Annotated in this window: 9 protein-coding genes; 2 read left to right on the forward strand and 7 right to left on the reverse strand. The window is 41.2% G+C overall.

Going from position 1 to position 15,750, the window contains the following annotated elements; all coding sequences use genetic code 11:
• Nucleotides 1-273: 273 nt before the first annotated feature.
• The 7 genes from LMF89_RS15515 to LMF89_RS15545 are packed head-to-tail and all read right to left on the reverse strand — an operon-like array spanning nucleotide 274 to nucleotide 13,811.
• Nucleotides 274-1,725 carry an MDR family MFS transporter gene (locus tag LMF89_RS15515; protein WP_229535882.1) on the reverse strand — a complete coding sequence of 484 codons (1,452 nt, stop codon included), beginning with the start codon at nucleotides 1,723-1,725 and terminating at the stop codon, nucleotides 274-276.
• A complete protein-coding gene (locus LMF89_RS15520; protein WP_229535883.1) occupies nucleotides 1,709-1,951 on the reverse strand; it encodes an MbtH family protein in 243 nt (80 codons plus the stop codon). Before LMF89_RS15520 ends, LMF89_RS15515 begins: the two co-directional genes overlap by 17 nt.
• Entirely contained in the window at nucleotides 1,948-9,129 is a 7,182-nt protein-coding gene (locus LMF89_RS15525) for a non-ribosomal peptide synthetase (RefSeq protein ID WP_229535884.1), read from the reverse strand. Before LMF89_RS15525 ends, LMF89_RS15520 begins: the two co-directional genes overlap by 4 nt.
• Nucleotides 9,130-9,176: 47 nt before the next feature.
• Nucleotides 9,177-10,079, reverse strand: coding sequence for an isochorismatase (locus tag LMF89_RS15530; protein WP_229535885.1), 903 nt, complete (start codon nucleotides 10,077-10,079; stop codon nucleotides 9,177-9,179).
• A 30-nt stretch (nucleotides 10,080-10,109) separates the two neighbouring features.
• On the reverse strand, nucleotides 10,110-11,738 hold the full coding sequence (locus LMF89_RS15535; protein WP_229535886.1) for a (2,3-dihydroxybenzoyl)adenylate synthase: 1,629 nt from the start codon (nucleotides 11,736-11,738) through the stop codon (nucleotides 10,110-10,112).
• On the reverse strand, nucleotides 11,735-12,970 hold the full coding sequence (gene dhbC, locus LMF89_RS15540) for an isochorismate synthase DhbC (protein ID WP_229535887.1): 1,236 nt from the start codon (nucleotides 12,968-12,970) through the stop codon (nucleotides 11,735-11,737). Before dhbC ends, LMF89_RS15535 begins: the two co-directional genes overlap by 4 nt.
• A gap of 55 nt (nucleotides 12,971-13,025) precedes the next feature.
• A complete protein-coding gene (locus LMF89_RS15545) occupies nucleotides 13,026-13,811 on the reverse strand; it encodes a 2,3-dihydro-2,3-dihydroxybenzoate dehydrogenase (RefSeq protein WP_229535888.1) in 786 nt (261 codons plus the stop codon).
• Between the two features lie 917 nt (nucleotides 13,812-14,728).
• Here LMF89_RS15545 and LMF89_RS15550 point away from each other — a divergent pair.
• Together LMF89_RS15550 and ku are read left to right on the forward strand one after the other, a co-directional pair.
• Nucleotides 14,729-15,190 carry a hypothetical protein gene (locus LMF89_RS15550; protein ID WP_229535889.1) on the forward strand — a complete coding sequence of 154 codons (462 nt, stop codon included), beginning with the start codon at nucleotides 14,729-14,731 and terminating at the stop codon, nucleotides 15,188-15,190.
• A 132-nt stretch (nucleotides 15,191-15,322) separates the two neighbouring features.
• On the forward strand, nucleotides 15,323-15,750 hold a 428-nt coding region (gene ku / locus LMF89_RS15555), incomplete at its 3' end, for a non-homologous end joining protein Ku (RefSeq protein WP_304622610.1).

Below are 15,750 nucleotides of genomic sequence, written 5' to 3' on the forward strand. Positions count from 1 at the left end.
CCTTTCGTCATTTGATTTAATTAGTAGTTCTTGATCCTGCTAAAGAAATCTTTAAATCATTACATATCTTATTGAAAGAAACTAGAAAAGGTAATTTCGCAAAGTGATTCATATTATCTTGATTTGCACAAACTGAAAGCCTATACTGATTATTAATCTTATACTGTTTACACGTAAAATCAGTAATTGCTTTACCTGTGTTCATGTCAGTCAATGTTATAGAATCGGAGCTATGTCTTTTCACATTAATAGATTGTTAATATTTATGGCACATTACTCGCTTGCTTTTACGATTGACCCCATATCAGAGGTTTGAGCAGGAGATTGCTTTGGCACTGCAGCTGCAACATCTGCATTCCGAATTCCTAGGGCAAAAAATAGGCCCACCAATAGAAAAGCAGCAGAACCAAGCACTGTGAACTGATAAGCTGCTAAAAGAGGCTGTTCTATCCCATTTGCACTAGTGCTAGTACCAAATACTCCAAGAAGGCTGGCCAACACTACTACACCAAGGGCTGAAGCAATTCGGTTTTGAACGTTGAACAATGTCGTTGCCCTCCCCATTGATGCAGGAGTGATATTGTTGAAGGTAAGAAACTGTACAGCAACCACAGCGTGACCTAAGAAAAATCCGATGTTAAAAAATAAAAATCTAAGGAACCATGAATTTGTTTCTGGTCCAACCATACTTAATAGCACAAATACTAGTATACTGCAAAGTAAGCCAATGGAAATAACTTGACGCCCACCTAACTTTTTGTATGACCAAGGCATTAATCGGGATGCAAGCATCAACCCCAATGCTTCTGGAAAAATAATAAGCCCACTTTCTAAAGCTGAGGCATTTATTGTATTTTGGTACATCAAGGGAAAAATAAAGAGTATCCCTACTAAACCAGCAACTGCAAATAGTGAGATTATACTCATCGTACGAAACAATCGATCAGATAATAAACGTAAATCGAGCATCGGTTTTTCCACACGTAGTTCGACTAAAACTAGAATGCAAACCAAAATGAGACCACAAATTCCTGTGCCAAGGATGACTGGAGAACTCCATCCTTGAGAAGAACCTTGAATAAGTGCATACATCAACATAGAAAAACCCGGAGCTGATAGTAAGAAACCCGGCAGGTCTATAGGACCTGCCGCAGGCTCTTTATGTTCAATGAGAAACAGGAAACCAAACAGCAATGCTACAATCCCCAAAGGAAGATTGATGTAAAACACCCATCGCCAAGATAACTGTTCTACAAGTACTCCACCAATGATTGGACCAAGAGCAGGTGCAATCGCAATGGGAAATACAAGAGATCGAGATACTTTCGGTCGTTCTTCGGGAGAGAACATTCTAAACAACATTGCCATTCCCACTGGAGTAAGCAATCCTCCTCCAGCCCCCTGAAATACTCGAAACAAATTCAAAGTCTGAAGATTACTAGCAAAGCCACATAAGACTGATGCAAATGTAAATATACTTAGTGCAATTAAAAAAATCCTCTTGGTTCCAAATCGATCCCCAAGCCATCCTGCCATTGGAAGAAACACAGCGATACTTACTAAGTATCCAACATTAATTCCGCTGGTAGCCGTTGGAGGAATTTGAAATTCATTACTAATTGCAGGCAGGGCGACATTTACAATCGTCCCGTCCATTGCAGCCATAAACATAGCTGTTACATATACAATACTAACCACTAATTTAGGATTAAGCTGTATCCTCATTTTCACTCTCCTCACTAATACTTGTGACAGACTTTAGACTATTGGGGCGCATATCGCTCCATTGCGAATTGATGTAGTCTAGACATACCAGGCGACTTTCTTCTCCATATACAACAGTCCATCCAGTAGGTACGTCCAGAAAGGCAGACCAGAGAGAATACTGACCTTCCTCATTCATCAGTACAACGTAGGTACCGTTTTCGTTCTCAAAAGGATTGATCATCATTTATCTCCTCCTTCATTAGTTACTGCTACACACAGTTTGCTTGCAAGTATCTGCCCAATCGCAGCAAGTGGTCCGGGCTGGCACATATCCTTGTGACGACACTCAATATCATACTGCTCAATTTGTCCATCAATATAAGGCTTCCATGATTCTGGGTAAATGGGATCAAACCACTCGGGTATTATAGTAGATCTAAAAAACAAGATATCCCCATTAAATGGTTTAGGTCGGTATTGGCTCAAAATACGAACTGAATTTACATACGTTTCTTTAAGGTTCAAAATAGTCCTCTCTTCTAAACTCGCTAATGCGCTTCCATCTCGACGAAGTATTTCAATCGTACTAGCAACATCTAACGGTTTGTCTTCTAGACCTTCTGGATCATAACCACCCAAAGCAAGCAGGGCGATAAGTGATTCTTCCTCATCAGGAACGTCTTTAATCTGCAAGAAGTGACTTGGATAAGCATCGAGCATGGCAACAAGATTTATTGTTTCCCCTTGATTTTGCAGCTGAGTTGCCATTGCCTGTATGATATTTCCTCCGAGAGACCATCCGAGTAGATGGTAAGGACCGACTGGCTGAATGGTACGGATATGCTTGATATAATCAGCTGCCATTTCATCCAGTGTCTGGGGGAATTCTACTAGCTCAGAAATACCCCGGGCTTGTAACCCATAGATTGGATAATCGGTTCCTAGGGATGTCATCAGTCCTGCGTAGCACCAACTAAGCCCCCCTGCTGGATGCACGCAAAATAGTGGGGGTTGTCCTCCATTGGGTCTAAGAGGCAACAGAACATCCAATGCACTTTGGCTAGTACCCATTTTAAGTCGTTCGGCAAGACCTGCAACCGTAGGAGCCTCAAATAAATTACCAATATTCAATTGAACTCCTAGGGAGTCACGAATTTTACTCATTAAATGCACAGCAAGCAGAGAATGACCTCCTAGGTCAAAGAAACCATCATCAATACCTACACGTGGCAAATCGAGAACTTCCATAAACAGATCACGCAGTACCTCTTCTTGAGGTGTTCTAGGTCCACGCCCTATTACTACTGCACCAAAATCAGGTTCCGGTAAGGCTTTGCAATCAAGCTTTCCATTCGATGTCAATGGTAAACCTGCAATTTCTACAAAAGCAGATGGAATCATGTAATCAGGAAGAACCTCGGCAACATGTCGCCGCAAACGAGCTGAATCAAAACTAATTTTTGCGGCAGATACGACATAAGCGACTAGACGCTTATCGCCTGGCTGGTCTTCACGAACGATCACCGCAACTTGTTCAACATTAGAATGTTTTGCAAGTACAGCCTCAATTTCCCCCAGTTCGACACGAAAGCCCCGAATCTTAATCTGATGATCAGCACGCCCCATATAATCTAAGGAACCATCTTCATGAAAGCGAGCTAAATCACCCGTACGATACATCCGAGTACCTGAGGAACTAAATGGATTCGCTACAAAACGTTGAGCCGTCAGACCAGGGCGCCCTAAATAACCACGAGCGAGTCCAGCTCCAGCAACATATAGTTCCCCCACTACTCCAGGCGGAACTGGCTGTAAGTGAGCATCTAATACGTACACATCAAGATCTGTTATACCACAACCAACAAGACTGTTTCCTTTCCTAGAAGCAATGCTCTTGTTAAGCGCAAGGTAGCTGACATGTACAGTCGTTTCCGTGATGCCATACATGTTGATAAGCGTTGGAGCATTTTCTGGATGCCTGCGATACCAATCTTCCAATCGACTAAGCTCAAGTGCTTCACCACCGAAAATCACGAAGCGCAAGGAAAGCTCCTGTCCAAGATCTGGATATTCTCGATCGGCCTGCATTAATTGATAAAATGCTGACGGGGTCTGGTTAAGAACAGTTACCTTTTCACTCACAAGCAGTTGTAGAAACTCTGCTGGTGATCGACTGATGGAAAGAGGTACGACAACGAGGCGACCTCCATGCAGCAGCGCCCCCCAAATCTCCCACACCGAAAAGTCAAATGCGTAAGAATGAAACATTGTCCACACATCATCTGAATGAAAATGGAACCAGTGTTCAGTCGTACCAAAAAGTCTAACGACATTTTGATGGGGAATGACTACGCCTTTTGGCACACCCGTTGAACCAGAAGTATAAATAATATACGCTGAATTAAAAGGTGATAATGGTTGAACACGGTCAGCATCAACCGGATTGGCAGCTGGATACTGTTTTAATCCCTCTATTGTACCAACTTCATCAAGAACAACTTGCATTCCATTCTTTATCATGGGCAGCTTTGACTCTACATTCGAATTTGTAAAAATGCACGTAGGCAGCGCATCGCCAAGCATAAACGCGATCCGATCACTTGGATATTCTGGATCTATAGGCAGATATGCTGCACCTGCCTTGAGTACAGCAAGCAGACCCACGATCATTTCTAATGATCTAGGCAAGACCAACGCAACAAATTGTTCTGGTCCTACTCCCTTGGCAATCAGCAGATGGGCAAGTTGATTTGCTCTCATGTTTAGCTCTTCATAGGTAAATGCTGCATCCTCAAATACCACCGCAATTTCTTTAGGGCTTCGGGTAACTTGTTCCTCAAACAATGTCGTTAAACAATTTGATCGTGTTTCTTCTGAAGTTTGATTCCAATCGCTAAGTATCTTTTGGCGCTCTTCTGAGGAAAGGATTTCTAAACGTCCAATCAGCTGATCTGGATCAGAAGAGGCAGCTTCCAATAACCTCAGCATACGGTCGATAAGAAGCTTAACCGTGTCACGTTTAAATAAATCTGTACTATATTCGAGAAACCCATTCAGACCAGCCGGATGCCCCTCTTTAGTATGCAACTCTCGAAGTTCCATCGTAAGATCAAACTTTGCAGCACCTACACTATGAAGATGAAAATTACTTTGAAGATCAGACATTTCCAGATTAGGATCAGGCGTATTCTGTAATGCCAACATGATCTGAAACAGAGGATGTCTTGCTCTTGACCGAACTGGGTTAAGAGCCTCAACAAGCCGTTCAAAAGGTAAGTCTTGATTTTCATAAGCATTTAGATTAACCTTTCGGACTCTATTCAGAAGGTCGCGGAAGCTAGGATCACCAGATGTATCTGTACGCAGCACTAAGGTATTAACGAACAATCCTACAAGATTACCTAAAGCATCATCGCTGCGCCCGGCAATTGGACTGCCAATAGGAATATCATTACCTGCACCAAGCCGGGTAAGCAATGCAGCAAGTCCAGATTGCAATACCATAAATAAGCTGGTACCACTGCCCTTGGCAAGACCAAGTAAGCGACGGTGCAGTTCTGGATTGATGTAAAAATCTAGTGTTTCACCACGATAACTAGCCTCCTCTGGACGTTTGTAATCTGTAGGGTATTCTAACTGATCCGGCAGATTAGCGAGTGTCTCCTTCCAGAATTCAAGTTGTGTGTAAGCCAAACTATCCTCATTATTTTCATTGCCCAAAAGACCTTCCTGCCAAAGGGCGTAATCAGCATACTGTACCGGTAACGGCGACCACTTAGCAGTTGCACCAGCGCGACGTGCATTATAGGCTGTACTAAGATCACGTGTAAGTGGCGTTAGCGACCATCCATCTCCTACAATATGATGTACTAAAAGCAGCAGAATATGTTCATTTGGTCCTAGTATATAAAGTTGTGCGCGAATGGCTGGTTCTACTGCAAGATCAAAACTATATCGCACAGCATCAGTAAGCTCAGTCTGAAGTTCGGTCTTACTGATATTAGAAACAAGCAGTTCTACTTGTGCCTCAGCAGCATCTAAAACGTATTGATGGGAGATCCCCATCGTCTCTGGGAAGATGGTGCGCAAGATTTCATGACGTTCAACCACATCATTTAGAGCTCCCTGCAACGCACTTCGATCTAGTTTTCCAGACAAACGTACAACCATCGGAATATTATAGGTTGGACTAGGACCTTCCAGGCGGTAAAGGAACCATAATCGGCGCTGTGCGAAAGAAAGAGGAATCTTTGACCGTTTCGCAGCTTTGTGCACAGGTAATCGAGCACTCTTGCCGCCACTCAGCTGCTCTACAAGACCCGCAACAGTAGGCGATTCAAAAATTTTACCAATGCCTAGTTCGACACCAAAAGCGTCACGAATGCGAATCATCAGACTCGATGCAAGAAGAGAATGACCACCTAAATCAAAAAAGCTATCATCAATCCCAATATGAGGAAGCCCAAGAACCTCAGCAAACAAATCGCTTAAAATTTCTTCTTGGGGTGACCTAGGCCCGCGGCCAGTAACTATTGTAGAGAGATCGGGTGCAGGTAACTCTTTACGATTAATCTTGCCATTTGGCGTTAGCGGCAACTCACTCATTAGCACAAATGCGGAAGGTACCATATAATCTGGCAGATGACTCCCCAAATACTGACGAAGCTCGGCTGAATCTGGACTATCTTCCAAAACAGGAACGATATAGGCTACTAAACGCTTGTCTCCTGGCTGATCTTCACGAACAATAACCGTAACCTGGTCAATGCCAGAATGCTTCGCAAGTACAGCCTCAATTTCTCCAAGCTCTATACGAAAACCACGCATTTTAATTTGATGATCAGCGCGGCTAATGTAATCTAAAGAACCGTCAGGACTCCAACGAACAAGGTCGCCAGTTCGATACATCCGACTTCCCTTGGGGCCATAGGGATTCGCCACAAAGCGTTCAGCCGTCAAAGCTGGACGACCTAAATAGCCACGAGCAAGTCCAGTACCAGCAATATATAAATCACCTGCAACTCCTGCAGGAACTGGCTGTAAACCAGAATCTAACACATACATCTGAGTATTCCAAATTGGCTTTCCGATAGAAGGTACTCCCGTCTGCCCAGGATCAAGGGTAACTGCGGATGACCAAATCGTCGTTTCAGTTGGTCCATATAGATTGGTAACTTCGCAGCCTAAACCATGCAAAGCAGCTGCAAGACTGATTGGAAGTGCTTCTCCTCCAACCAGAACTCTAAGTCCACGTAACGCATTTGGATAGGTTGTCACTAGGGCATGCCAAAGCGTTGGCGTAGCTTGCATAATCGTAATATTACTTTTTTCAAGCATATTTGTTAAGGCTAGAGGATCTTGAACGGTTTCCTTTTCAGCAATGATACAACTCGCTCCAGTGATAAGAGGAAGGAATATCTCCAAACCTGAAATATCAAAAGCGATAGTAGTTACGGCAAGAAGTCTATCTTGCTGAGTTAGTGAGAATTGGCTTTGCATTGATTGAAGAAAATTAATTAAACTTTCCGATAGAACGACAACACCTTTCGGTTTGCCCGTAGAACCCGACGTATAGATCATATAAGCTGGATTAAGTGGTGAAATAACCGCTTTACGCTGTGAGTTAGATACGTTAGCGTCAGGATAATTCTCAAGCGTCCTAGCAATCTCTGCTGTATCAATTACAATCCTGAATTGCGCACTATTAACGGGTACTTTTGATGCAACTGCTGTACTTGTAATCATACAAACAGGCTGGGCATCACTTAGCATAAATTCAATCCGGTCTGCTGGATAATCTGGATCTATGGGCAAATATGCAGCTCCTGTCTTAAGAACAGCTAGCATGGAGATAACCATTTCTACTGAACGTGGTACTGCTAAAGCTACAAATTTCTCAGGTCCCAGACCTTGATCAATAAGTAGATGAGCAAGACGATTTACCCTTTTATTTAACTCCTTATAACTAAGAACGGTGTCCCCACATACTAAGGCAGTCAACTCAGGATTTTCAGAAACTTGTCTCTCAAACAATGTTGGCAGGTCAACAGACGGTAATGTTTGGTTCGTTTTATTCCAATGAATCAATACCTGTTCACGTTCTTCAGGCAAGAGAAGCTCCATCTTTCCTATGGGTTGATCCTGCTTCGCAGTTGCAATTTTTTCAAGAAAGCCTAGAAAGCGTTTCTGGTGAATAGCTAAATCGTTGGGGCTGTAAACTTCAGGGTTAGCATCTAAGTCAAATCTTAATCCATTTCCATCAGACTTGTCATAAACGTTAATGGACAAGTCATCAACAGGACCTGTTGCTAACTTATGTGTGATCCCTTTATTTCCAGCAAAGTCCAGCCCATACTCAAAGGGCATTATATTAATTTGCGGACCGAATAATCTCTGATTCTCTCCAAGCAGCTTAAGATCACGCCGTAATTCCTCATGTCGATATTTTTGATGTTTCCCCGCACTGCGCATTTCTTTTGAAACTTGTTTCACCAGCTCAGTAAAGTCCATATCTGGTCGTACTAACAAACGAAGTGGCAGCAAATTCATTACCATACTAGGCGTATTTAGTGAAGCGGATCCTAATCGTCCCATCATTGGCAAACTAAGAATTACATCTTGTGACCCTGTCAAACGATGTACATAAACAGCTGTTGCTGCAATCAGCGTTTCATGCCAGCTTCCTTTAAATTTGTGCGCTGCAGTCTGCAAGGAATGTGTGATAGACGGTGATAAGTTCGCGGTCTGGCGAAAGACGCTCTTAGAAGTCCTAGGTGCTCGATTTGCTAGACTAATAACCTCCGGTCCATCTGCAAAACGTTCTAGCCAAAACTGACGATCTCGCAAAAAATTCTCTGAGGCACGATACGATAAGTCTTCTTCTAGAACCAAACGTAAGGGAGCAAAAGCACCTTCATCATAAGCAAGATTATTTATAAGTGCAGTGTAAATACTAGCCACACGCTGCGAAATAAGAGAAAAACCAAATCCATCCATTACAATGTGATGAATACGCTGATACCAGAAAAACCGATTGGATGCAACTTTAAATAAAGCTTGGCAGAAAAGAGGATCCAGTCTGAGATCAATTGACCTTGCAAGGTCATCATTCATCCACATTTGCGCTGCTTGCTGTGGGTGTTCCTCTGTACTGACATCGAAAAAATGTAAAGGAAAGTCAGAAGAAGGACGGATAACTTGCCATGGTCCCTGTTCATTTACACTAAATTTAACATGTAACGATTCTGTTTCCTTTACAGCCTGCCTCAGCGCTAGCTCAAAGCACTCCAAATCGATCTTTCCATTAATTTCTATATATTCACCAGCATTATAAATTGGATTTTCTGGCTCAAGTTGTTGAGCGAACCAGATACCAGATTGCGCACCGGTCAAGCCCCAACTAGCCTCTTGACAATTTGGCATTTTTTCATTACCTCCTTCATAATTAGCATTTATGAGAAAAGCGTTTCTTATTTTGCAGATAATAGATTCCACCAAGCAGAAATCGTCGGTCCTGCAGCAAGCTTCACAAAAGTAACATCAGCCCCTTTACTGCGCCATGTCTCGACAAGACTCATAATTCTGATTGAATCTAAGCCCCTGTCAATTAAGTCCTCGTTGTCATCAATATCTGATGATGATTCGCCAAGAAGTTCAGCAACTTGCTGGCGCACAAGCTGCTGCGTCAGACTGTGTAAGCTCGCTTTTGTTACTGCTTTGTTAGGTGATAGTTGAATGCTTTTCAATTGATCAAGCAGCAGCGTTGTTGAAGTGGTTACTGCACAACGATCAGCCGCATATGTCATCGCCATCTTATGATGGTCTGCAGAAAAATCTGCCACTGCATCGCACACAAAGAAGGCTTCCACATCTTGCATGAAGGCATCACATGCTGTTAAAAGACAACCAATATGGGCATAAACACCACAAATAATCAGTTGATCACGCCCTTGCTCTTGCATGATTTCCATAAGTTTGGTTCTCTTGAATGCACTGTATCGCCACTTTGTAAGCACAGTGTCGCTTGCGTTGGGTGTAATCTCGTCTATTACTTTCGTTTGAGAAGGATCATCAGCAAGTCCTGGTCCCCAGAAATCTTGGAGGAGTGCTCGATCTTCAGGTCTCTGATCGCCCGGCTGCGCCGTATAAACAACGGGTATACCAAGTTCTGTACATTGGGCTTTTAATAATTGTATATTCTCAATAAGCTGTATTATTGGTGATTCTCCTAAGGTATAAGCATTAAGAAAATACTGTTGCATATCATGAATGAGAAGGACCGAACGTTTTGGATTTGCTTTCCACGATACTTTATTTTGAGGAAAATCTGATGCCATAGGCATGGAATATGGTGAGATAGCCGGAATAGCCATCGAATCACTCCTTTATTTTTATATACCTTATCAATTTGCAGCAGCACGGACTATAAGTTTCTTAGCAATCAGCTGACGCAATTTTTTCTTACTTACTTTTCCTAATGGAGTATAAGGAAATGAATGGATAAATTCAATCCTGTCAGGAATTTTAAAAGCAGCAATTCCACGTTCCCTTAAAAATCTTTTAAGCTCACTCGCAGTTGGAGTTTGGTGGCGGGGTATCACAAAAGCACATGACCTTTCCCCAAGAAATTTGTCGGGCATTGAAACAATTGCTACATCAAGTACAGCATCATGAGCAAGGAGATGATTCTCAACCTCTTCCGCTGCAATTTTTTCACCACCGCGATTGATTTGATCCTTATCACGACCTTCCACGACTATATAACCAGACTCATTCACTCTTACTAAATCACCTGTTCGATAAAAGCCATCGGGAGTGAATGCCTTAGCATTATGCTCTTCAGCTTTATAATACCCACGAATGGTATAGGGTCCTCTTGTTAATAATTGTCCAAGGCTGCCTGGCTCCACGTCAACATCGTCTTCATCCACTATCCGAATTTCATCATACTGTGACATGGGTCTCCCTTGCGTACTCACAATCGTTTCTTCAGAATCATCTAACCTTGTATAATTAACTAATCCTTCAGCCATGCCAAATACTTGCTGCAGCGTACAACCAAATGCAGGTTTTACTCGACGCGCCGCTTCCTCACTGAATTTAGCTCCACCTACTTGCAGCACTTTAAGACTAGACAAGTCATAATGGCGGGAGGATACAGCTTCAAGCCATATTAAAGCAAGAGGTGGAACAAGCGCCGTAATCGTAGCGCCTTCACGCTCAATAAGCGGAAATGCTTCATCCGGACTAGCCCCAGCTGCAAGAACAACTCTACCGCCTGCATACAACGTGCCAAGCACACCAGGTGAACTAAGGGGATAGTTATGAGCAACGGGAAGGACGGCAAGATACACACTATCCTGATCCATTTGACAAATCTCATCGCTGACTCTCAAGCTATATATATAGTCATCATGTGTTCGGGGAATCAACTTGGAAAGTCCAGTACTCCCACCGGACAATTGAAGAAAAGCAACATCCCCAGGATTTACTTCTGGTTGCTCTGCAATAGTATCTGCATACAGATCTGTCAAAGATATAAATTCCTCGGGATCACCTGTCACAATTACATGCTGCAAAGTTGAAACTTTGTTTTTAACCTCCCTGGCAAGTGTACGATAGTCAAACTCAGCGTAAGTATCCGGGATAACATAGGCAACAGCTTCAGTAAGCTCACAAAAATAGATGATTTCACTGTTTCGGTGTGAAGGGAGAGCAAAGACAGGCAATGCGCCTAACCTGAATAAAGCAAAAATAACTTCAAAGAACTCAATTACATTAGGAAGGTGAATCACCACACGATCCCCCTTCTTTATGCCTAGTGTCTGAAATCCAGCAGCTAAACGGTCAGCCTCATTATCTAATGCTGCGTAACTGAAACTTATTTCTCCACTTGTAACGGCAATGCGCTCGCCTTGGCTCTTAGCACGTTCACGCAGCATTGTGCCAAATGTTTCCCCACTCCAGCAGTTCTCCTTCCTATAGAAATCAGCAAACTCTTTAGGCCAAGAAGGGTATTTAGTTAGCATCATTTATATATCACATCCTTACTCAGTCCCATAGCAAACAGCATGGTACGAAACTTTGCTGACGTTTCTGCCAATTCTTCTTCTGGGGTTGATTCAGCAACCACTCCAGCTCCTGCGAACAATCGAAGCGAACGTGCCTCTACCTCTGCGCAGCGAATAGTAACTGCCCATTCACCATCACCATTTGCATCGCACCAACCAACCATTCCGGCGAAAAATCCTCGGTCAAATGGTTCAATTTCTCCAATGGCCTCTCGTGCTAGCTCCGTAGGAGACCCACAAACAGCAGGAGTCGGATGAAGAGCAATTGCCAGCTCTAAAGAAGAAGTTGAAGGACGTTTAATCTCCCCTCTTATCACTGTTGAAAGATGCCACATCGTCTCTGTATGCATTAATGCAGGTTCTTCCGGCACGTCCAATGTAAGACAATAAGGCCTAAGAGCAGCAGCAACTGCACTAACAACAACCTTATGTTCATGTAAATCCTTAGTAGATGAAAGTAACTCTGCAGCTAATCGTTGATCTTCCCCAGGATCTTCACTGCGAGGTCTAGATCCTGCCAGTGGATTAGCCATTAAATGTAATCCTGTTTTTGTTACAAGCAGCTCAGGGCTGGCTCCAATTAACGTTCTCCCTGTTGAGAAAGAAACATTTAAGCCAGATTTATCTGAAATATTCTTAGGTAAATCAACGGCGAAAGTATAACCAAGAGTATTATGCTGCGCTAGATTATGAAGCAATTGATGGATATCTACTGTTGTCGATGAAGTAAGGTGCAGTGATCTTGACAAAACAATCTTACTAAGATGACCAGTCTTTATATAATGAATTCCTTTTTCTATTCCTTCTTTATATTGAGCAGGTTCTGGTACAGAATTAATTTCATATGTAGATGCCATCGACGATTGTAATGGCTTGATAGAATCAAATTGTAATGGAGTTGATAGCTTTATCGTTTCAGGAACAATCAATTGGACATTTTTTCTATAATCAAATGGTACTGCTCCTACAACTACTGGATTGCTGTAGCCATGCTCTTTAGCATTTTCTAATACAGCCAAAACACGTTCAGCAAGGCATTCCAATTGGTTCGCTTTTTCTTTGTCACTTAGGATCACAGCAAAAGAACCTTTTCCCAACAGCGTTCTCTTTGGTGAAGCAAAGAAAAAGTCACCAACTTGATAGTCATTTAAAAGCTGTTTTTCTAATACTGCAGAATTACTCTGATGTTTCATATTTTTTATTACCTCCCTTATTAATTAAATAAATGCCCTGCATTTCGAGAACTTTTTAGACTCCTAGAGTAGCTCCACCATCCACACACAAGTCAAGCATTGTAATATGATTGGCTCGATCAGAAGCTAAAAAGAGAACAGCATCTGCTATGTCAGAAGGTTCTGCTATTTTCTTTAACGGAATTCCTATTTTAAATGCTTCCGGTGTACCTGCAATAACAGCTCGTGCTCCATTCTCATCTTTCCACAGAGACCACTGCATTTCAGTATCCGTAGACCCAGGTGAAACTATATTACAACGAATGTTATACTGAGCCAGCTCTAAGCCTAAACATTTAGTAAACATGGTGGCAGCAGCCTTGGAAGCTGCATAAGCCGCCATTGATATTCGAGGAACTTTTGCGGCATTTGACCCAACAACTACAATTGATCCTTTTTGGCGAGGAATCATGTACTTACTCACAGAACGAGATACATTAAAAACCCCTCTTGAGTTAACTGCAAAAGTCTTCTCCCAATCCTGATCACTAAGTGAACTAATTAAGCCCATACGTAACACACCAGCGACATTGATTAAAATATCAATAGGACCAATATTACGTTCAATTAAATCTACAACTGTATTAACAGCTTTACTATCACTGACATCTACAAGAAAAGCCTCTACATTGCATCCTTGTGACTTCAATTCGTTTACAAGACTATTAAGTTTTGCTGCATTATGATCTAACATAGCAACAACTGCACCGGATTCAGTTAATGCCCGAACGATAGACTCTCCAATGCCTTGGGCACCTCCTGTAACAAGTGCAATCTTCCCTTTCATTTTTAAATAGTTCATCTTACCATTTCCTTTTTTTCAACGTTGACCGATAAACTAAAATATGACGCTATCCTCAAGAATAAAAACATAATTTGAGTTACTCATGATATTATTGCATATTATTATTTAATATCAGAAATTAACATAACTCTAATAAAGTTACAGTGATCGTCCCCCCATCTTCTATTATGAATACTTCTTTCAAATAACATATTGATAATAATTATCAATATCATTATTTAATATAATACCAATTTAGAAAATACCAGTAAATGGATATTTCCCCAAATATCAATGTATTTTTTTCGATAATATTCTCTAAGTAGAATTCTGCGGCGAATATGGAGTGTGAAATTTAACGTTATATTATATACCATATAATTCACCCCCTACTACAAAGAACTAGGCATGCAAATTTCCCCTAGTTGACTGCATAAATTAGTCAAATTATGCAGTCAACTATTGAAAAAGCAAAAAAGCAGGCAAAATAGCTTGCTAATTTTTTTATCTATTATTAAGTTATTTTGTCTTTGCCAAAAAAGACTCAGTTAACATAAAAAAGGGCTTACATCTCTGCAAACCCTCGAATTTACTGGTGACACACCGGGGAATCGAACCCCGAACCTACTGATTAAGAGTCGTAATTTGAGCATATTTTCATTATGGTCGATTGTCGGATGTGTTGATAGTACTGCATGTGTTAAATGATTACTAATTAACATTACTGCTTGTTATTGTTTGTTGTGGCAACGGTTTTGGCAACGATAAGATTGAAGCAACATATCTATTTAAATAATATTTTCCTTGATTATAATATGCAAATTTCAATAATTCGCCCAGCCATTGCGTTGGGCTTTTTTCATGATTAAGCAGGAATATAATGTTATTTGTTGTAAATATAATTTAATATCTTAATAAAAGAGTGAGGTTAAAACGTGGGTAAAGGTTTTTGGATTTCAGTTGCCGCTATATTAATAATAGCAATGGTGTCATTTGCTATTTCGGAGAAAAACAGAGAAGATGAAGCAAATAGTAAAATAATAAAGGACATGCCAACAACATACGCAGAAGGATTAAATTATTTAAAACGATCAGATTATGAAAAGGCATCCCAAAAATTTTCATTATTTCATTATAAAAATTTAGACAAATCTGTAATTGATTACAAAGAGAAAAATTTTCCTAATGGAAAGCACCTTTACAATTACGCCAATGCAATGTTTTATGATGGTAAAGCCGAATTTAATTTTGTTGACAAATATATGGCTGAAATCCCAAGTGATTATTCAGGGGAATTTTCAGAAGAAATATTAAAAATGAAAAAGATAGATTGGGCGAAAAAAGCTGATGATAGAGCAAAGATTCAAGTAGATAATTTCATGAAATCCAGGCAATAAAATTAAACTCCCCATGCTATTAAGCCGGGAGTTTCTCTATTTTGCAACATTTACTAGCACAGATATATCCTTATTTATGATATAATAATCATTATTATGTAAACTAAATTATAAATAGAAAGTGGTGGGAACATGAAATCAATGTGGAAAGGTCTTTTGTCTTTTGGCTTGGTAAATGTCCCTGTAACAATGGTTAAGGCTACTCGCTCTAAGACTATTAGTTTTAACCAGCTCAGAAAGAGCGACTATAGCAGGATACAATACAAAAAAGTTGCTGGTGACGGTGCAGAAGTACCAGCATCTGAAATCGTTAAGGGTTATAAATTGTCTGAGGATAGATATGTCGTTATAAGTGATGCTGATTTGGAAGCTATCAGCCCAAAGGCAAGCCGAATTATAGAGATCAGCGACTTTGTAAAGCTTGATGAAATCGACAACCGTTATTATGATAGCTCTTACTACCTTGTACCAGATCAAGGGGCTAGCAAAGCTTATGCTCTACTCCTGCAGGGCATGGCTGAGTCTAACGTAGTCGGAATTGCTAAGTTTGTTTTGAGAAA

It is taken from the genome of Pelosinus baikalensis (genome assembly GCF_020819555.1).
Lineage (GTDB): Bacteria > Bacillota > Negativicutes > DSM-13327 > DSM-13327 > Pelosinus > Pelosinus baikalensis.